The sequence below is a fragment of the Galbibacter pacificus genome, assembly GCF_029603165.1.
Classification (GTDB): Bacteria; Bacteroidota; Bacteroidia; order Flavobacteriales; family Flavobacteriaceae; genus Galbibacter; species Galbibacter pacificus.
The window spans coordinates 1,005,959-1,032,124 of the sequence record NZ_JAQSVC010000001.1; the positions used below are offsets into that span (position 1 = coordinate 1,005,959).

General features: G+C 40.9%; 21 protein-coding genes. 1 reads left to right on the forward strand and 20 read right to left on the reverse strand.

What is annotated here, in order from left to right:
- The 4 genes from PSF86_RS04220 to PSF86_RS04235 form a co-directional block, all read right to left on the reverse strand.
- Complete coding sequence (locus PSF86_RS04220; protein WP_277898792.1) at nt 1–1,227, reverse strand: glycoside hydrolase family 88/105 protein; 1,227 nt, start codon at nt 1,225–1,227, stop codon at nt 1–3.
- Between the two features lie 11 nt (nt 1,228–1,238).
- Nucleotides 1,239–2,270: a DUF4861 family protein gene (locus PSF86_RS04225; protein ID WP_277898793.1), complete on the reverse strand. Its 1,032-nt coding sequence runs from the start codon at nt 2,268–2,270 to the stop codon at nt 1,239–1,241.
- Between the two features lie 114 nt (nt 2,271–2,384).
- The gene (locus PSF86_RS04230) at nt 2,385–4,007 is read right to left on the reverse strand and encodes a RagB/SusD family nutrient uptake outer membrane protein (RefSeq protein WP_277898794.1); all 1,623 of its coding nucleotides are present in this window, start codon (nt 4,005–4,007) and stop codon (nt 2,385–2,387) included.
- Between the two features lie 6 nt (nt 4,008–4,013).
- Nucleotides 4,014–7,118: a SusC/RagA family TonB-linked outer membrane protein gene (locus PSF86_RS04235; RefSeq protein ID WP_277898795.1), complete on the reverse strand. Its 3,105-nt coding sequence runs from the start codon at nt 7,116–7,118 to the stop codon at nt 4,014–4,016.
- Nucleotides 7,119–7,439: 321 nt separating this feature from the next.
- On the opposite strand from PSF86_RS04235, the gene PSF86_RS04240 reads away from it, so the two are divergent.
- Complete coding sequence (locus PSF86_RS04240; protein WP_277898796.1) at nt 7,440–8,453, forward strand: LacI family DNA-binding transcriptional regulator; 1,014 nt, start codon at nt 7,440–7,442, stop codon at nt 8,451–8,453.
- 6 nt (nt 8,454–8,459) lie between these two features.
- Here the strand turns inward: PSF86_RS04240 and PSF86_RS04245 are convergent, their stop codons facing one another.
- The 16 genes from PSF86_RS04245 to PSF86_RS04320 all read right to left on the reverse strand — a co-directional run bounded on the left by PSF86_RS04245 (nt 8,460) and on the right by PSF86_RS04320 (nt 26,156).
- The gene (locus PSF86_RS04245) at nt 8,460–10,073 is read right to left on the reverse strand and encodes a UxaA family hydrolase (protein WP_277898797.1); all 1,614 of its coding nucleotides are present in this window, start codon (nt 10,071–10,073) and stop codon (nt 8,460–8,462) included.
- Between the two features lie 11 nt (nt 10,074–10,084).
- Entirely contained in the window at nt 10,085–11,539 is a 1,455-nt protein-coding gene (locus tag PSF86_RS04250; RefSeq protein WP_277898798.1) for a tagaturonate reductase, read from the reverse strand.
- Between the two features lie 22 nt (nt 11,540–11,561).
- Nucleotides 11,562–12,857, reverse strand: a complete 1,296-nt coding sequence (locus PSF86_RS04255; protein ID WP_277898799.1) for a TRAP transporter large permease — start codon at nt 12,855–12,857, stop codon at nt 11,562–11,564.
- 1 nt (nt 12,858) lies between these two features.
- The gene (locus tag PSF86_RS04260) at nt 12,859–13,320 is read right to left on the reverse strand and encodes a TRAP transporter small permease (RefSeq protein ID WP_277898800.1); all 462 of its coding nucleotides are present in this window, start codon (nt 13,318–13,320) and stop codon (nt 12,859–12,861) included.
- A 2-nt stretch (nt 13,321–13,322) separates the two neighbouring features.
- Entirely contained in the window at nt 13,323–14,303 is a 981-nt protein-coding gene (locus tag PSF86_RS04265) for a TRAP transporter substrate-binding protein (RefSeq protein WP_277898801.1), read from the reverse strand.
- The gene (locus tag PSF86_RS04270; protein WP_277898802.1) at nt 14,300–14,968 is read right to left on the reverse strand and encodes a bifunctional 4-hydroxy-2-oxoglutarate aldolase/2-dehydro-3-deoxy-phosphogluconate aldolase; all 669 of its coding nucleotides are present in this window, start codon (nt 14,966–14,968) and stop codon (nt 14,300–14,302) included. Before PSF86_RS04270 ends, PSF86_RS04265 begins: the two co-directional genes overlap by 4 nt.
- A 30-nt stretch (nt 14,969–14,998) precedes the next feature.
- Nucleotides 14,999–16,009 (reverse strand): sugar kinase, encoded by a 1,011-nt coding sequence (locus PSF86_RS04275; protein WP_277898803.1) that lies wholly within the window; start codon nt 16,007–16,009, stop codon nt 14,999–15,001.
- A gap of 28 nt (nt 16,010–16,037) precedes the next feature.
- Nucleotides 16,038–17,441 carry a glucuronate isomerase gene (gene uxaC, locus PSF86_RS04280; RefSeq protein WP_277898804.1) on the reverse strand — a complete coding sequence of 468 codons (1,404 nt, stop codon included), beginning with the start codon at nt 17,439–17,441 and terminating at the stop codon, nt 16,038–16,040.
- Entirely contained in the window at nt 17,442–18,227 is a 786-nt protein-coding gene (locus PSF86_RS04285) for a gluconate 5-dehydrogenase (protein ID WP_277898805.1), read from the reverse strand.
- A 5-nt stretch (nt 18,228–18,232) separates the two neighbouring features.
- Nucleotides 18,233–19,069, reverse strand: coding sequence for a 5-dehydro-4-deoxy-D-glucuronate isomerase (gene kduI / locus PSF86_RS04290; protein WP_277898806.1), 837 nt, complete (start codon nt 19,067–19,069; stop codon nt 18,233–18,235).
- 156 nt (nt 19,070–19,225) lie between these two features.
- Complete coding sequence (uxuA, locus tag PSF86_RS04295) at nt 19,226–20,416, reverse strand: mannonate dehydratase (RefSeq protein ID WP_277898807.1); 1,191 nt, start codon at nt 20,414–20,416, stop codon at nt 19,226–19,228.
- A gap of 22 nt (nt 20,417–20,438) precedes the next feature.
- Nucleotides 20,439–21,245 (reverse strand): SDR family oxidoreductase, encoded by an 807-nt coding sequence (locus tag PSF86_RS04300; protein WP_277898808.1) that lies wholly within the window; start codon nt 21,243–21,245, stop codon nt 20,439–20,441.
- A gap of 106 nt (nt 21,246–21,351) precedes the next feature.
- On the reverse strand, nt 21,352–21,699 hold the full coding sequence (locus PSF86_RS04305) for a cupin domain-containing protein (protein ID WP_277898809.1): 348 nt from the start codon (nt 21,697–21,699) through the stop codon (nt 21,352–21,354).
- Between the two features lie 11 nt (nt 21,700–21,710).
- Nucleotides 21,711–23,051 carry a Gfo/Idh/MocA family protein gene (locus PSF86_RS04310; RefSeq protein ID WP_277898810.1) on the reverse strand — a complete coding sequence of 447 codons (1,341 nt, stop codon included), beginning with the start codon at nt 23,049–23,051 and terminating at the stop codon, nt 21,711–21,713.
- A 4-nt stretch (nt 23,052–23,055) separates the two neighbouring features.
- Nucleotides 23,056–24,435, reverse strand: coding sequence for a 3-keto-disaccharide hydrolase (locus PSF86_RS04315; RefSeq protein ID WP_277898811.1), 1,380 nt, complete (start codon nt 24,433–24,435; stop codon nt 23,056–23,058).
- 113 nt (nt 24,436–24,548) lie between these two features.
- A complete protein-coding gene (locus tag PSF86_RS04320) occupies nt 24,549–26,156 on the reverse strand; it encodes a RagB/SusD family nutrient uptake outer membrane protein (protein WP_277898812.1) in 1,608 nt (535 codons plus the stop codon).
- Between the last annotated feature and the right edge of the window lie 10 nt (nt 26,157–26,166).

Genomic DNA, 26,166 nt, shown 5'->3' on the forward strand with positions numbered 1-26,166 from the left:
TTATTTATCGAGTTGTAATGCTGCCAAAATAAAAGGTCCGGTTCCCTTGGGGTCGTTGTCCTTTTTACGCTCGTTGATGTAATATTTGTACGTTCCATCCCTGTATGGGTTACCGCCAAGGCCTGCCACGGCACATACTTGGGTAAGGGTTATGGTGCCATTATCTTGTACCTTGATAAGTTTTGTGGTAAGCCCATTAAAACCTTTTGTTGCATTTTCCATGAAATAATCCGGCAAATAACCTTTGTTTACACCTTTGGCCAATGCATAGGTTAACATGGCCGAACCCGAAGCTTCCAGGTAATTCCCATCACGGTCGCCCATATTGGGCACTTGGTACCAAAGTCCACTTTCATCTTGAAATGCAACAACGGCTGTGGCCAATTGGTTAAGGGACGTTATCAGCTCTTGTTTTTTAGGGTGATTTTCTGGAAAATAATCGAGCACATCTACCAAAGCCATTGCATACCACCCCAGGGAACGTGACCAAAAATTAGGTGAAGTCCCCGTTTTTTTATCGGCCCATTCCATTTGCCTACTTTCGTCCCAACCATGATATAATAATCCGGTATTTGGGTCTTTGGCATTTGTTTCAATAAGTTGAAATTGCTTGGCAATGTCGTTCAATGCTTTTCCTTCTTCAAAAGTTGTGGTGTATTGGGTATAAAAGGGGGCTCCCATGTATAGACCATCCAGCCACATTTGATTTGGATACCGTTTTTTGTGCCAAAAACCACCGGATTTCGTACGTGGCTGATCTTTTAATTGAAGCCGCAAGGTGTCCATGGCAATTTTGTACCGTTTATCATTTGTTTTGGCATATAGATCGAACAATATCTTACCGGCATTGATCATGTCTATGTTATATTTTTCTATTTCGTAATTAACAATATTGCCACTGCTATCTATTAAAGCATCGGCATAGCCTTTGGCATAATCATAATAAGCTTTGTTTTGGGTTTCTGCATACAATTTTTCAAAGGCCAGCGAAACCAGGCCGTGTACATAATCCCATTTGGGCCTTTTTGCATCGTCAATTTGCCAAGCTTCCGGGTTTCTGTACATAATGGATTTTGCCATTTTTTCTGACCATTTTTCAGTGGAATCTACAACCATTTTTATTCGAGACGTAGTCGTTTCGGCTTTCTTTTCAGTCTTCTTACAACTAAAAAAAGATGCGGAAATAGCCAAAATGGCCATAAAAGAGATGCAGTAAGTAAATTTCATAAATAAATTGGTTATGGTAATTGGTTATTAGAGTTTAAGGTCTCAAGTACACCATTGATGTATTCAATAAAATCGGCTTGATTGGTAATACCATCTTTTTCTTTTTCCCAAGCCCCTAAAAAGTAATAAGATATGGCATTGGCAGTGGGTTTGAAAACCAATAAATGATCGTCCGGGCCTTCAACCTCATTTTCAACATCTGTGGTTTTATAGAAGATTGCCATTCCCAATTTATCGGGGACAAGAGTTTGTGTACCGTATGTTGCCATATATGCCCAGTTGCCATTTGCACTCTTTTTGGAAATTAAATCAATGTCATCAAATTTTACGATTCCTGTGCATATGCCTTCAATAGCTTTGGAAGGAGTAACGGTATGTTTTGTATAACGGTGATTTTGGGTAATGCTTAATTTTGAAAAAAGGTCTATTTTTTGTTGATTGGTTTCCCACCCGTGATAATCCACATACACTGAAGAAGCAGTGGCAGAGTTTTCAACTTTTGCATAGGTGGAGTCCACTTTTTCAAAATGCAGTACTTTTCCGTCTATATATCTTCCAATAGAACCTATTCCAAGGGATTTTCCGGCTTTTAGGATGTCCATTCCCCAATCGTTCATTTCGTGGTACGAGTCAAAATTGTCCTGTCCAACGTTGGGGAGCACCATTTCGCTGGTTTTTTTTCCGAAGATATCTATGGCGTTACGCCAGTCCAGATATAAGCGATAGCCTACTTTGTTGCTTTCCCACCCGGGGCCTTCATACCTTATGTACCATGAATGATCTGTATGTTCTTTTGGTACTTTGAGTTCTTGAACATTTTTATAAGATGTTCCATTGCTATATTCTTTGTGATTTTTTGAACCGTCTACCCATTTGCCACCTTGGGCAATAGAAATTTCGGCATATGTTTTTCTTTTGTTTTGTTGTGTCTCTACAGGTTTTTCAGCAGGGGCATTATCGGCTGATTCTTTTTTTGGTTCGGTTTTGCATGCTGTGGATAATGCCAAGCAGCATAATGGGATTAAGAATTTAACTTTTTTCATTGTATTGATTTTAATATTGAATTGTAGGTTTTTATTTTAAACATTATGAACTTGGCGACTTTTATATCACCAAGTTCATGAATGCTAACTAAATGTACGATTTAAAAACGAAAACTATTCATATGCAGTATTTTGAGGGAAATCTTTATTCTGGTTTAGGTCTATTGCCTCTTGCGGAATAGGCCTTAATATTTTAAGCTCCCCATTGGCTCCAACAAAGTTTCCTTCATCGATTAAATAATGGTACATGGAGGCTCTTTCTACCAATTTTCCGGTACGTTTTAAATCGAACCAGCGATGGTATTCCCCAAGGAGTTCCCTTGCTCGTTCATCCAGGATATAATCAATATCCATATCGGCGGCCGTTGCGGGAGTGGCATTGGCTCTTTCCCTAACGGCATTAAGTCTCGCCAAGGCCGTTCCGGCATTTCCGTTTTGAAAATAAGCTTCGGCAGCGATTAAATAGGTGTCTGCCAATCTGGACAAAATAATATCTCTTGTGCTTCCTCCATTGCTGCTGAAAGGTGATTTAGGGTCGTCAAACTTTTTAACGGGAATGGTTTCGTAATCAAAATTTCTGTTTTCAGAAGGTACATATTCCCCATATGCATGTATGGTTGTATTTGGATGATCCAAACGGTAAGCAGTAGTATCGGCCGTGGTGCTAGCCCATTTAGGCGCATAATAATGCGCTACTTCCAGCCCACTATGATCTTCTACCCTAAAATAATCGTAATATTTTTGGAAAGCTTCCGTCATAAATGTTCCTTCCCAGCGCTCGTCGCCTTCATCAAACAGGCTAACGGCAAAAGCGGTAGGGCATAGGGTGTATGATCTGTATGGTGCATTATCGGCAACTTCGGCCCCGCCTAAATACGAGCTGAAATAATAGTTTTGCTTGTTCCCGATATTAGTTGGATCCGAGCTGTTTGATGTTTCATCATATTGAACGGAAAAAATGGTTTCAGCATTCATTTCATTGCCCGGGGCCCACAATTCTTCAAAAGGAATGGTTAATGCCTGCCCGTTAATGGCATCGTCGGCATAGCTGGCGGCTTTGCTAAAATCGTCGGAAGCGGCGAAACTTTCGTACCCCCTTGTTAAATGTACCTTGGCAAGCAAATGCTGAACCGCCCTTTTGTTAACATGGCCATCGAATGCCCCGCTACCAACCATGGTTAAAGATTCTTCAAGTTCCGAAACTATAAAACTGTAAACTTCTTCGGCAGAGTTCCTGTCGAACGTCAATACCGGGCTGTCGATATAATCGGTTACCAGTCCAACGCCACCATATGTCTGAACCAATAAAAAATAGGCATTGGCGCGTAAATATTTAACTTCTCCAAGTTGTTGGCTAAGATTAGGTGTTTGTTCGGTCAAGTCGCTATAATAAATGGCCATATTCGCACTTTGTATGGCTTGATAGCAGGTTGTATACAATTGTCCAACGCCTTGAGAAGAAGACGTTAATTGGGTATATCGGCTTAATCCCGGCGGTTCTTGGTCACGTCCTTCGGCATAAAGATCTGTACCAGCACTAAACAGCCAAGCATCGCCACCATAAATATCTTTAAGTTTTGCATAATTGACATTGATTAATGAATTATAACCATTAGCAGTGGTATAAAAGCTGTCGGCAGTAACGTTTGATAGATTTTCTTCTTCTAAATAATCATCACAAGAGAAGCATGTGATGCTTATGATTCCTAAACCTAGTAATATATTTTTGATCCTCATGATTGATTAAAATTTTAAGTTGATTCCTAACTGATATGTAATAGAGCTTACGCGCCCTACACCTAAACCTGCACCTGCCCATTCCGGGTCGTACCCATCATAATCTGTAAATACAAAAGGATTTATAACGTTTGCGTATATCCTGAAATATTTAATATTTAATTTTTCAATTAGGTTATTGTTAAATGTATATCCCAATGCAATGTTTTTTACCTTTACAAAGGAAGCGTCCCTGTAATATCCTACGCCGTCGTCTTTCCAATAGGTCCCCATATTCCTTGGTTGTGGGTAACTATTTGAATATTGCGCGGGAACCCCGGCTTGGTTTTCCGGCACGTACCAGTCGATATCCAATTTCTGGCGGCCACGGTCTTCTGTATTGGTGAAATTGGCATGGAAATTACTATAAACATACATACCTTGATTTGTTATTACAGAAGCTGAGAGGTCAATATTGCCAACTTGTAGTTTGGTAAATAAACTACCGGACCAATCTGGGTTTGGAGTTCCTAAAAATATACGGTCGTCATTCGGGCTAATTACCCCATCGTTATTAATATCCCTTACTTTTGCTTCTCCTTCGCTTTGGTTGTATGATGCTGCTTCGGCAACTTCGTCACCTTGCCAAATACCATCAAAGTCATAATTATATATTACATCAATGTCTTCTCCTATGAACCATCCATTTCCTACATCGTCTACTTCATCTTGACCATACAATTCTTCAACAGAATTTTTGTTTTTGGTAAAAGTAAGCGTGGTCGACCATGAAACTTTTTCATTGTCGATTATACGTCCTGTTAAACTGGCTTCCACCCCTGTGTTTTTTACCGATCCAACATTGGCATTTATCAATGGCCAACCTGATTCCAATGGAAGGTTTTGTTCCATAATCAAATCATCAGAAAGCCTATCGTAAACATCTACGGTACCGCTAATACGGTTGTTAAAGAAACCATAGTCCAGACCAAAGTTCATTTCCCTGGTTTTTTCCCAGCCTAATACGGTATTCGCTAATTTACTGGGGAGCCAACCGTTGGCAGTAGTTCCGTTAAAATCGTAGTACAGTTGCTGGTCCAAGATATTTTGCGTGGAATAGGGGTCCACATTATTATTTCCGGTATAACCGTAACTAAGTCGTAATTTAAGGTTGGAAATGGTATTCGAATTGTTCAAGAAATTTTCTTCACTTATACGCCATGCAAAAGCTGCCGAGGGGAAGGTATCCCATTTTCTATCCTGTGCCAATAATGATGAACCGTCCCAACGGTTGGAGAGTGTAATTAAGTACTTGTCTTTATAGCCATAGTTGAGGCGCAGGGCATAAGAGCTTAAAGTTTGCTTAGAATAAGCCGACCCTAAATTGAAGGTGCTTTGTTCCCCGGAACCAAGATTGTAGAATCCCGTATCGAAAGGCATGTTTCTGGCGCTCTCAAAAGAACTTTCGCTCCTGCTGTAATATAAACTTTGAAGTGCCAAAAAATTAAAAGCGTGAACATCGTTAAATGTATAATCAATATTAAACTGGTTGTCCCATGTGCCGTTAAAATTCTCACTGTTTTCAATAGATGCGGAAGCTTTGTTGTTATTGGAAACCCCGGTGGCCGTCATAGCGCCCCATGACTGTCCTCTTCTCGAACTGGTATATCCTGCGGAATAGGTTGTTTTAAACGATAACCAATCCAGTATGTTGTACTGAAAATACACATTTCCAATCCCGGTCCATCTTCGTGTTTCATCAGAAGTATTTCTAATCTCGAGAATTGGGTTGTAGGTACTGGTTTTGTCAATGACCATATTTCCATCTGCATCGGTTAGTTTTCCCGGTAGCGGAAACAATCTCGTGCCGTCCAGTTCATAAGGGTTTAAGAAAGGATTTAGCCTAAATGCTTCCTGCATGGCAATATCACTACCATCTTGTTGTTCCGTCATGGCAACGGTAAAATTGGCACCTAATGAAAATTTATCGTTGATTTTTTTATCGAGCCCCGATTTAAAACTATATTTTTTAAGGGATTCATTTTCAATATTTCCTGTTTCGTTTTGAAGCCCTATACCTAAATTATACCCCAAACCATCATCGGTCCTTCCGGATACATTTACGTAATTGTTTTGTTGAATACCGGTTTTCAATACGGCATCGTACCAATCGAACGTTTCGTTGTTATTGGCCCTTCTCAATAATTCTGAGTTGCGGGTACCAATTACTGCATTGTACAAAGTTTCTGGGGTTACATAGCCATCGGGGCCATCGCTTGCGGTTGCCAGATAAGCCGATTGATGGTAATACCACCATTTTTCACCGCCCATCATTTTAGGAAGCCTTGCTACTTCTTTTACCCCCATATAACTATCTAGGGAAACTGTAAAATCCGATGGTGCATTGGCGCCACTTTTTGTAGTAACAATTACCACCCCATTAGAACCCCTTGAACCATAAATGGCCGTAGAGGATGCATCTTTTAAGATATCCATTCGCTCAATGTCCTCTGGGTTTAAAAAGTTAATATTGCTTGTGGGAACACCATCAACAACAAAAAGCGGTCCTGAATTTCCACCCAGGGAATTCTTACCCCTAATAGTAATGTCATACCCGTCGCCAATACGTCCTGTTGATTGCGTAATTTGCACCCCCGGAACATTACCCTGCATGGCCTCCAGCGGATTGTTCATGCTCCTGTCGGTAAGGGTTTCGGTATCCATACTCCCCACAGCTCCGGTCAGATCGGATTTTTTCTGGGTACCATATCCAATTACAACTACTTCATCCAACGATTGCGTATCGGGCTCAAGAACAATGTTTATGGATGAAGCTCCATTTAAAGGAATTTCTTGAGTTTTGAAGCCAATATAGCTAATTATCAGTGTTGCATTTAGACTGGAGACGTTAATGGAATAATTTCCGTCAAAATCGGTTGTGGTTCCATTAGAACTCCCTTTTTCAACTACATTAACACCCGGTAAGGGTGTGCCAGTTTCTGTTTCAGTAATACTCCCTGTCACGGTCGTATTTTGCTGTCCAAAACTTAAGCTACATGCCAGCAAGCAAAGAGCTGTTGTAGCTTTTAAAAGCTTTGAAGGTTTTAAACGGTTAATAAAGTTAATTTTCATAATTGCGTTAGCTTGGTTTTTGTAATTTGGTTTAATCTGTTCGTGTTAGTTTTTTTGTAATCGATTGCACGAAACTAATGAAATACTACTAAAAAACAAATTTTTTATCAAAAAAAATGATAAATCGGTAATATAAAACCTTCAATTTTAACAAAATAGTATTACATTAGCATATATTTTATGGATTAAGGGGTGCTACATCCCTTAATTATAGAGCTTTTGACCCTTTTATAGTTTAATTTGTAATCGATAACATAAAAATTAGCACTATAAACCAAAATAGTTACATTTGTAAGCTATTATCTATTAAAGGATAACAGAATGAGTGAAAAAACTACCATTTACGATATAGCCAAGGCACTAAACATTACAGCTGCTACGGTTTCCAGGGCACTTAATAATAACCCGAAAATTAGTGCCGCTACAAAAAAACTGGTCATGGAAACTGCGGCTAAGATGAATTACAAACAAAATAGGCTTGCACTGGCTCTTAAAAGCGGTAAGAGCAATAACGTTGGCGTTATTGTTCCTTATATTGATAGAAATTTCTTCTCGGCAATTATAAGGGGCATTGAAGAAGAATTGTACCCGTTGGGCTATCATGTCATTATATGTCAAACGCACGAGCAGGAAAGCACCGAAATCGATAATATCAATGCATTGCTCAATGCACAGGTTGACGGTATTTTAATGTCGGTTTCCAAGTTAACCACGCAAACGGACCATTTTGAATACGTATTGGAAAAGAATGTGCCCTTGGTATTTTTTGACCGTAAAAAAGATTTAAAAGGTGTAAGTACCGTAACCATTGACGATTTTGAGGGCGGATACAGGGCAACCAAGCACCTAATTGACCAAGGCTGTAAACGCATTGCTCATTTATCGGGGGACTGGAGCCTAGAGATTTATAAAAATAGGTACGAAGGTTACAAGAAAGCATTGACCGATCATGGCATTGCCCTTAAAAAGGAATATGTAATTAAAACAAAAAGCGATATCCGGGCCGGTCAAAAGGCTTCAGAAAAGTTATTGATGCTCCCGGAACCACCCGATGCTATTTTCTCCTCCAGTGATTACGTGGCTTTGGGGGCCATTCAGCAGTTAAAGAAACATGGAATTAAAATTCCCACCGAATTTTGTGTGGTGGGCTTCAGTAACGAGCCTTTCACCAAATTTTTAGAACTTTCCATGACAACGGTCGATCAATCGCCGGTGGAAATGGGCAAAATGGCTGCCAAGGTTTTTCTGGAGCAAGTAAAAGACTCGAACGTTAAAATAGAAAAAAAAGTGGTGCTTTCGCCCACTTTAAAAATAAGGATGTCTTCGGTTAAATAATGATGATTACAGGGAAACACCTCTTTTCCAAGGGATAAAATCGTTTTGATTTAATGCCATGGCTTTCGACTTTTTCCCGCTAGCTATTTCTATGATATATTCCAATAGGATGCCTGCCATTTCTTCGATGGTTTTTTCGCCACGGATGATGGCCCCGGTATCGATATCGATTATATCGGGCATTTTTGAGGCGAGCTCGCTATTTGAAGCCACTTTTATTACCGGCGTTATCGGGTTCCCGGTCGGGGTTCCCAGACCTGTGGTAAACAATATAATATTGGCTCCAGAACCGGCCATGGCGGTGGTGCTTTCTACATCATTTCCGGGTGTGCACAGGAGGTTTAACCCTGGTTTGGTGGCATATTCGGTATAATCCAGAACATCGGTAATGGGAGAGGTGCCTCCTTTTTTGGCGGCCCCTGCCGATTTCATGGCATCGGTTATGAGTCCGTCTTTAATATTTCCGGGCGAAGGGTTCATATCGAAGCCCGATCCCGCGTCTACAACAGATTTTTCGAAATCTTTCATAAGCTTCAAAAAGCGTTCTGCTTGGGAGTCGTCGATGCAACGGTTTACCAATTCTTGCTCCACGCCACAGAGCTCCGGGAATTCTGATAAAATTGCTGTTCCTTTTAAAGCGGCCAGAATGTCTGAAACATGACCAAGGGTCGGGTTGGCGGAAATACCTGAAAACCCGTCGGAACCCCCACATTCCAGTCCTATTTTAAGTTTAGAAAGAGGCGCAGGTTTACGTACTATTTTATTGGCCTTTTTTATTTCCTCAAAAGATTCTTCAATAATGGTATTGAGCATGTTTTCAATGGTTCCCATTTGTTGTTGCTCATAGATTAAAATAGGCTTTTCGTTATCCGGGGAAACTTCATTTAAGGCATCTTTAAAAATCTTGATCTGCAAATTCTGGCAACCAAGGCTCAATACCGTGGCCCCGGCTACATTTGGGTTGTTAACATAGCCGGCCAAAAGCCTTGCCAATGTTTCCGAGTCTTGGCGGATACCACCGCAGCCTCCTTGATGCGTAATAAATTTTACTTCAACGTTGTTAAAAACGGGGACTTGCCCTGAAGTGGTTTCTTCTTGACCGGCACCTTCCTTTTTATTGATAAGGGACCGAAGTAACAATCGGTGTTTGTTGATGTCTTCATTTAAAAGCTCTTTTTCGAAAACTTCTTTTAGGACTTCAATATTTCTATTTTCGCAAAATACCAAAGGAAAAAACAGCCAGACATTACGGGTACCTACCTGCCCGTCTTTACGATGGTAGCCGGAAAAAGTCTTGTTTTCCCATTTTTTTACATCGGGTGCTTCCCAATTGTAGGTGGCGGTTTTTCCAGATACCTTTTCACTTTGGTGTTTTACGTTTTCGGTGGTGATAACGTCTCCCTTTTCTATGTTTTGGCCTGCACTGCCTACCAACACACCGTACATAATGATACGGTCCCCGGGATTAAAAGCTTGCAGCGCAATTTTATGTTTGGCCTTTACGTTGGTGGTTGGTATAACGTTTTCACCTTCAAAGGTAATGGAATCTCCGGCCGATAGGTTTTTTAGTGCAACGGCCACATTATCTGAAGGGTGTACCTTAATTAACTTCTTTTCCATAACTCATCATTTTAAACATTCTGAAGATAGGCCTTAAAGTTTTCAAAGCCTTTTTCAACACCGTGGCCTTCAATTTCCTTTAGGGCCATTGTTATCGCTTGTTTAAGTCCGTTTATATTGCTTAAGTCTTCATCCCAGAACAAAGTTTCTGAAAGAATGGTTTCAGAAATGGTTTCCATGGAATTTACAGTCCAAACATCCTTAAATTTATTTACAATGCTTTTGTCGTCATGGACCGGGAGTAGCTTACCGTTCCATTCGCCTTTGTAAAACCGTATTAGGCATGCCAGTGCAAAAGTTAGGTGAGGAGGAGGGGTTTTGTTTATTTCAATATAGCCTTTTAGGCTTGGCAATACCCTTACCTTGAATTTTGATATTGAATTTAGGGCAATGCTGGAAAGTTGATGTTTAATAAACGGATTCCTAAAGCGGTCCAATATATCATTTGCAAAATTTTGCAGTTCTTTTTTGTCCATGTTCAGGGTTGGGATAATTTCGTTAAAAACCGCTTTTTGAACAAAATCCCCCGTAAAACCATTATCTATGGTCTCTTTTACGGTTTCATTCCCATAGAGTAAAGAAAACGGGACCATGGTGGTATGGGCACCATTGAGTATCCTTACCTTTCGGGTGCGGTATGGTTGCATGTTTTTTACAACCAGTACATTTAACCCTGTTTTGCCAAAAGGAAGTTTTTCTTTGAGATTCTCATCCCCTTCAATTACCCAGAGGAAGAATTTTTCGGCTGAAACGATTAAATCATCTTCATAATCGAGTTCTTTGCGGTATGTTTCAATATCATCCTTTGGATATCCGGGAACAATTCTATCTACCAAAGTATTATGAAAAGTATTGTGGTTTAGCAACCAGTTTTTAAAGGCATGGTCGAGTTCCCAAAGGTCGATATATTTTAAAATAATTTCTTTTAAGGTATCTGCATTGTAATTTATCAATTCGCACGGGATGATGGTCAGCCCTTTGTTTGGGCTTCCTTGGAAATAATTGTAGCGTTCCAACAACAAGCGAGTTAGTTTTGCCGGAAAGGAAGCAGGAGGCTGCATGTTTGGGGTATCGTTTGGATTAAAAGCAATACCGGCTTCAGTGGTATTGGAAATGATAAACTCCAATTCTTCTTCCTTGGCCAAGTCTAAATACTCTTGAAAGTGAGTGTACGGGTCAATTCCCCGAACAATGCTGGTAATCAATTCTTTTTCCTGAACCTCTTCGCCTTGATAAAGACCTTTCATAAAAAGGGTATACAATCCATCTTGCTCATTTAGTTTGGCTACCATGCCTCCGGCCAATGGTTGAACCACGGCCACTCCGGCATTGAAATTGCATTTTTGGTTAAGGGTATGAACGGCATAATCTACAAAAGCCCTTAAAAAGTTCCCTTCGCCAAACTGGACAATCTTGACAGGAGGTTTTGTTTGGTGGGTTTTAATGTTTCTATTTAATTTTTTCATTTTTATAGCGTAGCATTTTTATTTATAAATCGAATAAACTTGGTAACCAAAGCGTAAGTTGTGGAAAGTAGGTTACGAGGAACAGGGCAAAGATCATTGCCAAAAACATAGGAATTAATGGTTTTACCACTTTTTGTATGGTTGTATTTGCCACCCCGACGCCCACAAACAGTACCGAACCAACGGGAGGCGTACACAAACCTATACAGAGGTTCAGTACCATGATAATACCAAAATGTACAGGATCCATGCCCAATTTGGTTACCACGGGTAAAAAAATAGGGGTGAAAATTAGTACCGCCGGGGTCATATCCATAAAAATCCCTACAAACAATAAGAGCAGGTTGATTATAAGCAGGATTATAATGGGGTTATCGCTAATGCCCAACAGAACACTACTGATATTTTGAGGGATGTTCTCGTATGACATTACCCACGACATACTCATCGATGCGCCTATCAATAACATTACAATGGCGGTTGTCGCGGCAGAATCCAATAAAACCTGCGGAAGGTTTTTAAATGATATTTCCTTGTAGAGAATCCCTAAAACCAAAGTGTACAATACTGCAATGGCTGAAGCTTCAGTAGCGGTAAACACACCTATAACTATTCCGCCGATAACAACTACAAGTAAAAATAAACTGGGAAGGGCATCGATAAAAGTTTTAAAAACTTCTTTTAAAGAACTTCTTTTACCAACCTTATATTTTTTCTTTTTTGCCCAAACAGCAGCCACAATCATTAAAAAAAGCCCTGTTAATATTCCCGGGATATACCCGGCAAGGAACAGTGCTGCAATAGAAACCCCGCCACTGGCAAGAGAATAGACAATTAGCACATTACTGGGCGGTATTACCAATCCCGTAGTTGCAGAGGTAATATTTACGGCCACGCCAAATTGCTTGGAATACCCTTCTTTTTCCATTTCAGGGCCCAAAATGCTTCCCATGGCCGATGCAGAGGCCATGGCCGACCCGGCAATGGCACCCATTAACATGGCAGCGATAACATTAATCAATGCAAGCCCGCCCGGAAGCGAGCCTACCAAGGTTTTGGCAAAGGCAATAAGCCGATGGGCAATCCCTCCTTTGTTCATTAATTGGCCCGAGAGAATAAAAAAAGGAATTGCCAAGAGGGCAAAACTGTCGAGGCCAGTGGCCATTCGTTGCGATACTGTTGTAAAAGCCGGTAATGCCGAAATACTTACCAACATTGTTAACAAAGATGAAATGGTAATACTCCACGCAACGGGGGTTCCAATAGCCAATAAAGCTATAAAGCTAATTACCAATACAAGTACAGGTATATATTCCATGTTATGATTTCTTTAAAATATCCGAAGTTTTATAAAAAATAATGAGTAAGCCACTTATTGGAATTACCAAATAAACAACTGCCAACGGTACGTTAAGGGCTGGCGAGTGTTGACCGAGAATGTAGCTTATGTAAACAAGGCGTATGCCCCCAATAACAAATGCAACCAAGGCAAACAATATAATTAATACATTTACCAATATTTTAAGCTTTTGCTGTGTTTTGGTACTGGCTTTGGACGGAAGTACGTCTATGGCCACGTGCATGTTCCGCCCGGAAACATATGCAGCGCCCAATACCCCGACCCATATCATTAAATAGCGGGCCAGTTCGTCTGTAAAAGAGCTTGGGGTTCCGGTAACATAACGTGTAAATACCTGCCACAATACGTTTATAACCATAATGGCCATTATTAAAACGAGGAATCTGCCCAAGAGAAGGTCTATCTTTTTTCTAATGTCCATGCTTATTTTGTTTGTTTAATTTCCTGAATGAGGGAATACATTTCCTTATTGTCTTTATAACTGTTGTAGACGCTTTGTACTTCTTTGGCAAAAGGCTCTTTGTTTGGGTGAATAATTTCAACACCTGCTTCTTTTACGGCGTCCAAGGCTTCTTTTTCTGATTTGGCCCATAATTTACGTTGGTATTTTACCGATTTGTCTGCGGCTTCCTGCAACCATTTTTGTTCTTGTTCCGTTAGGCTGTTCCAAAAATGTGTTCCAACCACCAACACATCGGGAAGTACGGTATGCTCGTCGAGCGAATAGTATTTACATACCTCATAATGCCTGGAGAGGTAAAAACTTGGCGGGTTGTTTTCGGCTCCATCTACCACACCTTGTTGCAAGGATGTATATAACTCTCCCCATGAAATAGGGGTTGGGGAGCCGCCCAAGCTTCTTACCATGTCCATTGCCGTAGCACTTTCCATCACCCTAATTTTCATTCCTTTTAGGTCTTCGGGATTTTTTACAGGCCTGTCTTTTGTATAAAAGCTTCTGCTTCCCGCATCGTAGTAACAAAGCCCTTTTAACCAATATTTTTCACCTTCATTTAAAAGTTGCTTACCAATGGGTCCGTCCAAAACATTAAAAGAATGTTCCTTGTTCCTGAAAAGAAACGGAAGCCCCAGCACCTTCATTTTAGGAGCAAAATTTTCCATAACGCCTACAGAAACCTTTGTCATGTCAAGGCTTCCTATTTGAAGCAGCTCCAGACATTCCCTCTCGGAGCCTAATTGTTGGTTGGGGTAAATTTTAATGGTGAGCTTGCCGCCGGAAGCTTCTTCAAGGTTCTTGGCCATTTCAAGCATTGCCTTGTGTACCGAATGGTTTACGTCCAGCCCGTGAGCCAGCCTTATTGTTTTATGTTTTGTAGATTCATTGCACGATAAGCACAACAGAAAGCCAAATACAACGATTGAGATTTTTAAAAAATTCTTCATTTTTTGGCCTTTTTAATCATATTAAGTACTGCTTCAACGTTTTTCTCCAGTTTTTTGTAATCGCCTTTTTCTATAATTTCCTTTGAAATTAATTTAGAACCCATTCCAACACATGTTACCCCGGCATTAAACCAGTCGGTAATGTTTTTTTCGTCTGGACTAACGCCGCCCGTTGGCATAATACTTGTCCAGGGACATGGCCCTTTTATGGCCTTTACAAACGATGGGCCGTAGGTTGCTCCGGGAAAAAGTTTTACAATTTCACAGCCAAATTCTTCTGCTTTTGCAATTTCGGTAAGGGTTCCGCATCCTGGTGCCCATAAAATTTTTCTACGGTTGCAGGCAATGGCTATATCTTCCCTAAATACGGGGGTTACAATAAATTGTGCTCCCAATTGAATGTATAATGAAGCCGATGCTGCATCGGTTACCGAGCCCACGCCCAATATCATATCGGGGCAATGCTGGCCGCAATATTTTACCAAGTCTGAAAAAACTTCATGGGCCAAGGCACCACGGGCCGTAAATTCGAACAAACGTGCGCCACCATCATAACAGGCCTTTACTGCCTGGCATACAACATCTTTATCGGGGTGATAAAACAAAGGCACCAGTCCGGTACTTTCCATTGTTTTGGCGACTTCTATTCTTGTATATGTTTTCATGTACTTAATTTTATAGTTTTTGTTGACGGTTTACCTATTTACCCTACCGGAAGTATCACCGCCCATTAAATTTTCCACATCATCTTTAGATACCAGATTGGCATCACCGTATATAGTGTGTTTTAAACAGGAGGCTGCAACGGCAAAATCCAGTGCCTTTTGGTCGTTGTAATGGCTGAGCCCGTAAATTAAGGCGCCCATAAAACTATCGCCCGCTCCAATCCTGTCAACAATATCTGTTATGTCGTAAGATTGAGACGAGCGCATTTTTTCCCCGTCATACATTACGGCCGACCACTTGTTGTGCAATGCGCTTATGTTTTTTCGGTTGGTAATAATTATTTTTTTGCTATTTGGAAAACGCTGCTTCAATTTTTCGCAAAGGGACTGTTGAAGCTTTTCTTCTGAATCTCCATCGGGAACGATATTAAAATACTGTTTAGAAGCATAATCGCCCGCAAGGATTACATGGCATTTAGAAACCATTTTTTCCATGATATCTCCGGGGGTTTTCCCATAGTTCCAAAGGTTGGCACGGTAGTTAAAATCGGTTGAGACGGTAAGGCCCAACTGTGTGGCCTTTTCAATGGCTTCCAGGCAAACATCGGCGGCACCTTGAGAGACCCCGGGTGTAATTCCCGACCAATGAAACCATGCGGCATCTTTAAAAACCGTTTCCCAGTCGATCATCCCTTTTTCAATATCGGCAAAAGAAGAATGTGCACGGTCGTATATAATTTTACTTCCCCTTACAGAAGCGCCTTTTTCCAAAAAATAGAGCCCTAAACGTTTACCGCCTTTAAGAATATGTTTTGTGCCAATATTGTATTTTCTCATTTGCATGAGTGCTGTTTGGGCAATATCGTTTTCGGGCAGGCGCGTAACCATTTCTGCCTGCATGCCAAAATTTGCCAATCCGGTAAGTACGTTTAATTCGCTTCCGCCATAATCGGCATTGAGTTCAATGGCTTGAGAAAATTTTAAATGACCTTTGGTGGAGAGCCTTAACAAAACTTCCCCCAGTGCAACTACTTTTTTCAAGGTAATAGGTTTTGGTGGTTAATGCTATTTAAAAATTAAAATATTCTTTGGCGTTATTATATGAAATATCCTGAACGATCTTTCCAATCCATTCCATATCATTGGGCAATTCCCCATTTTTGATTTCTTCCCCAAACAAGTTACATAAAATTCTTCTGAAATATTCATGTCTTGGGTATGAGAGAAAACTTCTGGAATCGGTTAGCATGCCTATAAAACAACTAATAAGCCCCATGTTTGATAAAGCGTTCATTTGCTTTATCATCCCGTCTTTTTGGTCTAAAAACCACCAACCGGAACCAAATTGTACTTTTCCTTTTATGGAACCATCGTTAAAATTGCCAATCATGGTGGCCATAACTTCGTTATCGGCAGGGTTAAGATTGTATATTATGGTTTTTGTTAACGTATTGTTAGTGTCCAGACTGTTGAGGAACTTGGAAAGGTTTTCCGCTTGCGGATAATCGGCAATGGAATCCCAACCCGTATCCGGCCCTAATTCCTTCAACATACGTGTGTTGTTGTTTCTTAAAGCCCCTAAATGAAATTGTTGTACCCAACCCTTTGCGTGGTATTGTTCGGCTAGGAATTGCAATACGGCACTTTCATATTTAGAGATTTCTTCATTGGTAAGTTGTTTTTTATCGATACGCTTTTTAAAGATATCCGTAATTTCCTTTTCGGTATATGCTGCATAGGGAATTGCATTTAAGCCATGGTCGGATACTTTACAGCCATTTTCATCAAAATAAGCTATCCTGTCTACCAACGCATCTTTTAGGTCTTTGTACGAATTGATTGAAATTCCCGAACTTTTCTCAAGTTTATTCAGGTATTGAACAAAATCTTCGTTTCCAATTAAAATGGCCTTATCCGGCCTAAAGGAAGTTGAAATATGGGTTTTAAAATTACTTTTTGCCAGTTTTTGATGATGTTCCAGGGAATCTGTTGGATCTTCTGTGGTACAAACTACTTTCACGTTCATTTTAGAAAGCAGGCTTTGGCAACTAAAGGCATCAGAATTTAATTTTTCTGAAGCTTCTTTATAGATACTTTCAGCGCTTTTTTCATTCAACAAATCATAGATATCGAAATAGCGGGCCAATTCCAATTGTGTCCAATGGTACAATGGATTTCGCATGGTATACGGAACAGTTTTAGCCCATTGAAGAAATTTATCTTTATCAGAAGCATTTCCGGTAATAAATTTTTCGTCAATGCCCAAAGTACGCATGGCACGCCACTTGTAATGGTCGCCATAAATCCATATTTGCGTTAAGTTTTCAAACACCTTATTTTCTGCAATATCCTTTGGGGGCAAATGGCAATGATAATCTATAATCGGCATTTTGCTCGCATACTTATGATAAAGCTCTTCTGCGTATTTATTTTGAAGTAAAAAATTGTCGTTTATGAAAGTATTTTTCGCCATTTATTTTTCATTTATTGGTTTCCCGATGGTGGCCAAAATGCCGCCATCTACATAAATTACCTGACCGTTTACAAAATTACTTGCCCCAGAAGCCAGGAAAACCGCAGTTCCGGCCAGGTCTTCCGGATTTCCCCAACGGGCGGCAGGTGTCCTGTTGATGATGAAATCGTTAAATGGATGGCCGTCAACACGAATGGGTTCGGTTTGCGAAGTTGCAAAATAACCCGGCCCAATGCCGTTTACCTGTATATTGTGCTTGGCCCATTCGGTAGCCAGGTTTTGGGTAAGCATTTTTAGGCCGCCTTTGGCCGCGGCATATGCGGTAACGCTGTTCCTGCCAAGTTCGCTCATCATGGAACATATATTTATAATTTTACCGCCTCCGCGTTCAATCATATTTTTTGCAACCAATTGAGACATGATAAACGCTCCCACAAGGTCCACATCGATTACACGGCGGAAATCGGCAACATTCATGTCCAATGCAGCTTCTCTTTTTATAATGCCCGCATTGTTTACCAAAATGTCGATATGACCTTGATTTTTATATATTTCCTGTACTTTTTCGGCAGCTTTGTTCTCATCGGTAATATCAAAAAGATAACCGTTTGCAACATACCCCTTGCTTTTGTAATGGTTTAATGCATTTTCGAGCTTTTCGGGGGTGGTACTGCTTATTACAAGTTCGGCACCCGCATCGGCAAGGCCTTCGGCCATGGCCATTCCTAGCCCGTGCGTACCTCCTGTTACTAATGCCCTTTTTCCTTTTAGGTTGAATAAATTCATCTATTTTATTTTAATTCGTTTGGCGCAACACCGTCCATGTCGCCATAATCTAGATTTTCACCGGCCATTCCCCAAATAAAAGAATAATTGGCCGTTCCCGACCCAGAGTGGATGGACCATTCGGGAGAAAGCACAGCTTGATGGTTTTCCATGAAAATATGGCGTGTATGCTGAGGTTCCCCTAAGAAGTGGCATACGGTTTGACCTTCTTCCAGATCGAAATAAAAATAAGCCTCCATTCTTCTTGTATGGGTATGTGAGGGCATGGTATTCCATACATTTCCTTCTTGAAGCTCCGTAACCCCCATTTGAAGCTGGCATGTTTTTACAATGCTGTTTACAATAAGTTTATTTAATATTCTTTTGTTGGCGTATTTTTGGTCGCCCAATTCTATAATTTCGGCATCTTCGCGGCCTACTTTTTGAGTTGGATATTTATGATGGGCCGGGGCAGAGTTAATATAAAATAAAGCCTGCTCGCCGTCGGTAGATTCAAAAACAATATCTTTACATTCCTTGCCTACATATAAGGCCTCTTTTTTGCTGAGCTCATAAACATTGCCATCTACGGTTACAACTCCCTTTCCGCCAACATTTATAATTCCCAATTCGCGCCTTTCCAGAAAATAATTGGCCTTTAAATGGTCGAACGTCTCTAATTTAAGGGATTTATCAACCGGCATGGCACCGCCAACAATGTACCTATCGTACATGGTGTAGGTTAATCTTATTTCATTTTCCTTGAAAATGGGATTCAACAAAAAATGATCCCTTAATTCGTCTGTTCCGTACTTTCTGGCATCTATTGGATGCGTTGCATATCTAAAGTCTACTTTAGTCATAATTATGTGTTTATGTAATCGATTACACAAATATAAATCAATTTTTTAAATATTACCAAAAATCAAAAAAAACTTAGTGTTATTTTTATTATCCATTGATTTTTATAAAAAATTTAATGTATTTTTCAATAAAACAAACAATATTGTCTTTCAGGTTTACGCTGTCGATTTCCTGATGCCCATTTCGAGCCCCCTTAATTCTGCCAGTCCGCGCAACCTGCCAATAGCCGAATAGCCGGGGTTTGTTTTCTTTTTAAGGTCGTCGAGCATTTTATGCCCATGATCTGGGCGCAGGGGCATCCTGTAATCCAATCGGTTGTTTGTTGCCCTTTTGCACTGCTCGTTAATCAATTCTTTCATGACCCCATACATGTCAACATTGCCTTCCAGATGGTTAGCTTCATGAAAATTCCCTTCGGCATCTCTTTGTGTACTTCTTAAATGAATAAAATGTATACGATGGCCAAAGCGTTTTACCATTGCTGGAAGGTCGTTATCGGGACGCACCCCAAACGAGCCTGTGCAAAAAGTGAGCCCGTTAAACTGGCTGTCAACAGCGGCAAATATATCGGCAATGTCCTTTTCTGTACTTACCACCCGGGGAAGCCCAAGAATAGGGTAGGGCGGATCGTCTGGATGGATGCAAAGCCTTACGTTGGATTTTTCGGCTGCTGGCACAATATTCTCCAAAAAGTAAAAAAGGTGTTCTTTAAGTTTTTTGGCGTCTATGTTGTTATACTTTTGAAGCACATTGTTGAATTCGGTTAAAGAATAACCTTCTTCGGCCCCCGGAAGCCCGGCAATAATATTATTCACCAGTTTTTGCTTTTCTTCTTCCGATAAGCTTTCGATATACAGTCTTGCAGCTTCAATTTCTTCTTTTGAATAATTATTTTCGGCCCCAGGCCTTTTCAGTAAAAACAATTCAAAGCCTGCAAATGCCTTTTTATGAAACCGTAAAGCCGTAGATCCATCTTCAACTAAAAAATCCAAATCGGTACGGGTCCAATCCAGTACAGGCATGAAATTGTAACAAACGGTATCGATGCCGCACTGGCCAAGGTTAATAAGTGTTTGCTTGTAATTGTCTATATATTGCTTGTAATTTCCTGTTTGCGTTTTAATGCTTTCGTGCACGGGAACACTCTCTACAACCGACCATGACAAACCTGTTTTTTCAATTACTTTTTTATGTTGCAAAATAGCCTCCATTTCCCAGACATCGCCATTTGGGATATGGTGGAGTGCGCTTACAACCCCGGTTGCCCCGGCCTGTTTGATATCTTGAAGCGATACGGGATCGTTTGGTCCGTACCAACGCCATGTTTTTTCAAGTGTAAGATCCATTTTATTGATTTTCATAATTCAATTAAACCCCGCTAAAAGCACTAAACCCACCGTCAATGGGGATAACGACACCAGTTACAAAAGAAGCCCCGGCAGATGCCAGCCAATTTACTACCCCTTGCAGTTCTTCTGGTTTTCCAAAGCGTTTCATGGGTGTTTGCGCAACAATGGTATTTCCCCTTTGTGTTAGAGATCCATCTAGATTTAACAAAAGGGCCCGGTTTTGTTCTCCCACAAAAAAGCCTGGTGCTATGGCGTTTACGCGTATTTCGTCTCCGTATTTTAGTGCCATTTCCACTGCTAACCACTTGGTGAAGTTATCTACCGCAGCCTTACTGGCCGCATATCCTACCACACGGGTTATGGCTTGTTGTGCCGCCATTGATGAGATGTTGATGATGCTTCCGCTTTTTTGCGCTGCCATTTGTTTGCCAAAAACAAAAGAGGGGAGAACGGTACCTTTAAAATTAAGGTCGTTTACTTTGTCAAAATCATCCAAGGAAAGATCGAAAAAGGTGTCTTCGGGAGCTATGGTAGCCCCTTTTCTGTTGCCTCCGGCCGCATTTACCAATATATCTATTGTTCCCCAGTTTTTTACAACAGTGGTTTTGGCGTTTTCGAGTGTGTTTTTGTCCAGAACATCTGCAACCAGAACCATTGCCTGTCCGCCATTTTTCTGTATTTCCTTTACTACTTGTTGTACGGTTTCTTCGGTTCTTCCTAAAATGCCTACCTTGGCACCACATTGTGCAAGGCCTTTTGCAATAGCCCCGCCCAATACGCCATTTCCACCAGTAATTATGGCTACTTTATTTTTAAGTTGATTCATGTAATTTTTTTTATTGGCACCGCCAAAGGGTATAATACCCCGAGGCTTGCCTCGAAATTAAAAATTTGTTTCCGACCAATGCCTCGTGTGCTTGCACCGAGGTAGTTTACTCTGATAAAAAATCTTCACGGGCGGGATTAAAAACATCGACCAAAACACCATCTTCGATACATTTTGCCCCATGGATGATGTTTGGTTGCACAAAAAAAGTATCTCCGGTCGTTAAAATCTCCGTTTTGCCGCCTATGGTTATTTCAAATTTCCCCGATGCAATAAAAGAGCTTTGCGAATGGATGTGTTGGTGTTGGTAACCAATGGCTCCTTTTTTAAACTTAACCTTCACCATCATAAGGTCGGTATTAAATCCGGTAATTTGCCTGCTTATTCCTTCAGCAACAGCTTCCCAAGGATTTTCATCTTCTTTAAAAAAATCGGTTGTTTTCTTTTCCTGCATCAAAAAAAAGTTTATAAAGTTGGTTCCCAGCCTTTTTCATATTCACGTCCCCAAAGTTTCATGGCATCGTTATCGAGCATTTTTCCGTTCTTTTCATCAATTTTAAAGCCTTTTTTAATGCGATAAGCAATATTGGTGTAATGCACCATTGCCATACTCACACTGGCATCATCGATAGGGGCGTTTAATTTTTCTTTTCCACGGATGGTTTCAAAAAAGTTAACCATATGGCTTGTAGACATGTCGCCACCACCACCGAGTGCCGTGCCTGCTTCATTAGAGCTTGCGTTGACTTCTTTTACCACTTTTCCGGAGCGGTCCATAAGAATGTATTTTTCCCTGTCTACATAAACAGAGCCTTCACTTCCATAGATTACGGTACCGCGGCCACCGCCGTAGGTTTGATAACCGTTTCTACTTTTTCCGTCCCATTGGATAATTTTATTGTCGGCAAATTTAAAAGTGGCCAACATGGTATCGTACATTTCCCAGCCATCATCTAAAAAGTGTCTTTTATTGCCTTCTACTTCTGCATGTTGCGGAAAGCCTACCTGTAATGCCCAACGGGCAACATCCAGTTCGTGCGTGGCATTGTTTCCGGCTTCTGCCGTACCGTAGTTCCAACCGTACCAGTGCCAGTTATAATCCCAAGTGTTATCAGTATATTCCCTGTGGACTGCGGGCCCTTGCCAAAGTTCCCAATCGAGCCCTTGCGGAACGGGTGCCTTTTTTTGGATTGGCGTTTCGCCACGGCCATTGCTGTAAAAAGCAACCGCTTTATATGGGGTGCCGATTACGCCGTTATGAATTTGATTGATGATATCTATGGTATGGCCAGACGAACGTTGCTGGTTCCCCATTTGTACAATTTTGTTGAATTTTTTAGAGGCAGCAACCAACATTTCGTTCTCGTTCATGTTATGGCTACAGGGTTTCTCCACATATACGTGTTTATCGCCCTTCAAGGCCAGAATAGAGCCGGGGGTGTGCCAATGGTCTGGGGTTGCATTAACTAGGATATCTACCTTTTTATCGTCTATAACCTTTCTAATATCGTTTTCCAGTTTTGGGGTATAATCAATCAATTTGGAGAAATTTTCCTTGGCCTTAAGTCTTTGGCTTTCCATAACATCGCACAAATACATAAGGTTTACATTGCTTTTTTTTCTTGCAATGGGCTGGTAATATGCACCCAAACGGCGGCCCAAGCCGGCAATGGCCACATTTAAACGGTCGTTGGAACCAATAATCCTTCGGTAACTGCTTGCGGGCATCCCCATTACAGAGCTGCCCACGGCAAGGGCGGTACTGCTTAATACGGTGTTTTTTATAAAGTTGCGTCTAGTTGTCATGATTTTATAAAGTTTTTATTTTGATGTTTTTATAAGATACTCTGTTTCCGTGGTCTTGTAATAGGATGCTTCCTTTTTCCAGTTCCCCGAAGTTTGGCCATTTTTTGTATTTACTTTCTGAAACGAGTTTACGGAATTCATCGCTTCCCCTTTCGTATTCCAAAACCTTCATTCCGTTTAGCCAGTGTTCCACATGATTGTCTTTTGAAACAATTCTAGCGGTATTCCACTCCCCGATAGGATGAATTGGTTTTTTAGGGTTGGCTTGAATTAGGTCGTATAAAGAAGCAACGGTCCTACTCCCGTCGTGGTTCCCTAGTTTTGCATCCGGGTGATTGTCGTCGTCAAGGATTTGATACTCCAAGCCTATGGAAGAGCCCGGGCCTTTGTTTATTTCGGTATCAACATAATATTTAATGCCGCTATTGGCCCCTTTAGTAAGTTTAAAATCTACTTTCAGCTCAAAATTGGCGTATGGCTTTTTGGTAACAATATCGCCACCGGCAGCCGATTCCTTTCCTTCACTTTCCAAAACGGTTAAAATACCATTTTCTATTACCCAACCTTTATCTGGGAATTCATCGAGTCTGGCACCTCTCCATCCGTTGGTGGTTTTACCATCCCAAAGCATTTTCCAGCCGTTTTTCTTTTCGTCTATGGTTAAGTTGTTTTTGGTAACAACCGGGGGAACTGGGGTTTTTGTGCTGTATTTGCTTAAACTATCGGTAAGTATATTTATGTTTTTCCATATAATTTCTGTTCCCTCTTTGGCATCTTTGCCAATTGCATGTACTTGCAGGGCTATAAACCCAGTATGTGTTTTGTCGTCTACGAGATGTGCAGCGGGTACACCATTGATCCATGTTTTTATGGTATCTCCAATGGCTTCAATTCTATAATGGTTCCAATCTCCTTGTTTAAATGCTTGCTGCGCCTGTTTATCGTCTGTTAGCGGGAAAAGCCACCCACGTCTTCCTTCATCATAAATACCGGCGCTCCAGGCCCTGTCGGAAGGGTCTATTTCAATTTGGTAACCATGTACGCGCCCATTTTGGTATTGGGGAATGCTGTTACTTCGGATTTGAATACCGGAATTCATCGTAGAATCTACCTTATAATCAAGTTCCATAATAAAATCGTCGTACATCTTATCGGTTGTCATGAATGAGTTTGGCGTATCGTGAACGGTACTTCCTATAACCATTTCGTTTTCTACCCGATATTTTGCTTTTCCGCCTTTTTGCGTCCATCCGTTTAAGTCTTTACCGTTAAAAAGCGGTGTCCAAGGGGTATTGTCTTTTGGACCTTCCTGGCAACCCGATAAACTAACGGTAAGGCCTAATGCTAAGGCATAGAGTTTGTAATTTTTGATTCTTGATTTCATGTGTTTGTATTTAGTTGTTTTTTAAGTGGAAAAAATGAAACATCCATGAGGGTCTATTTTATTGTGTGTTGAATATGGATGTTTCATTTTAATATATTTTTTTTGAATATTCATTAATATCCCGGGTTTTGTGGAAACTCGTTTGAGGTCCTATCTATTTGGGTTAAGGGGATAGGCCTCAAATTATGATAATCTTGAATGAAGGAAGCCGCTTGCGGGTTGTATAGTTTTACACGTTCCACCAACTTTCCGGTACGTACAAGGTCGAACCACCTTTTTCCTTCCTGAGCCAGCTCTTTGGCTCTTTCTTCAAGAATTACATCAATATCAACAGCATCAATGGTTGGAAGCTCGGCAACATTATCTACACCATAAGCCCTTTTTCTTACTTCATTGAGGTAAAAAAGCGCTTTTGTTTGATCGGGGCTTGACTTTAAAGCATTTGCTTCTGATGCGATCAAGTAAATTTCGGCCAAGCGGTAGGCAATAAAATCCCTTCCACCAGATTCTTCGTTGGTAGAAGCCCTATTGGGCTGCAACCATTTTTTACTGGACGGATATATTTTCTCGGTATATTCATCTTGGTTATAAATACTTTCCCCATATGGCTTGGCATCTTTTTCGGTCTGTGAAAAAGGAACACGTGGCAGGTAAACGGCAGTATCGCCCACTTCGACACCAGGTGGTGCAGAATCCGGGTTATTTGCATAATATACCGTTACAAAAGTGCCATCGTACCTTTGATCTTCCATATCGTATAAATTTAATAAATAATTTGTAGGTCTAAACCTTTTCCACGGTCTTCCGTTTACAACATCCCTTTTCATGCCCGGTAATTTGTCATATTCCATTAAAAAGAAAAGGTGCGCCGGGTTCCCGCCATTATCGTATTCCAGTTCGTCTGCAAATTGCGTAGACCATATTACCTCGCTGTTTTGTTCGTTTTCAAGCTCCCATAATTCGGCATAAGAGCCTACCAGTGAAAATGGGCCATTGTCTATAATGTCCTCGGCATAGGTAGCTGCCATATCGTAATTTTTACGGGTAAGGTACAGGTCTGCCAAGGTTGCCTTAGCGGCCCAAGACGTGGCTCTTCCAAAATCGTCCTGAACCCCCGGTAAATTATCTTCTGCAAATTGCAAATCTTCTATAATTTTCGGGTACAATTCTTCCAGGGCCATTCTGTGCGCCTCGGTTTCGGCTGTTGTTGTTTCTTCATTGGTATAATGTACGGGTCCCCATATACGTACCAGCCAATAATAGTAATAAGCCCTTAAAAATCGTGCTTCGGCTACAACTTCCGTTACTTTTTGAGGATTGTTGGGAATTGCTTCTTGGGCCCGGCCAATAACTGTATTGGCGGTATTGATGCCTTTGTAAAATTCGTCCCAGGATTCCCGTACAATCTGCGAACTCGCATTGAGGTCGGAATCATATGTATTGAAATATTTAAAACCACCATCCGAACCGTTGGTATAGGTATCGGTACCAAAGGCAATAAGGGTCCATCCGGTTTCTTTGTTTGTACCGTCCCGAACGGTATTGCTGTTCCCTATGAATACGCCCAGCGAGGCATAGGCTCCGTTCAGGGCAAAGTCGATTCCTTCTTCATCAATAAAAACGCCATCGGCCGTAAGGTCCCCGGTAAGTTCTTCATCTAAAATATCACTACAGGAGATTAGTGACAATAATGCGAATATGTATATTATGTTTTTCTTCATGACTTTTTCT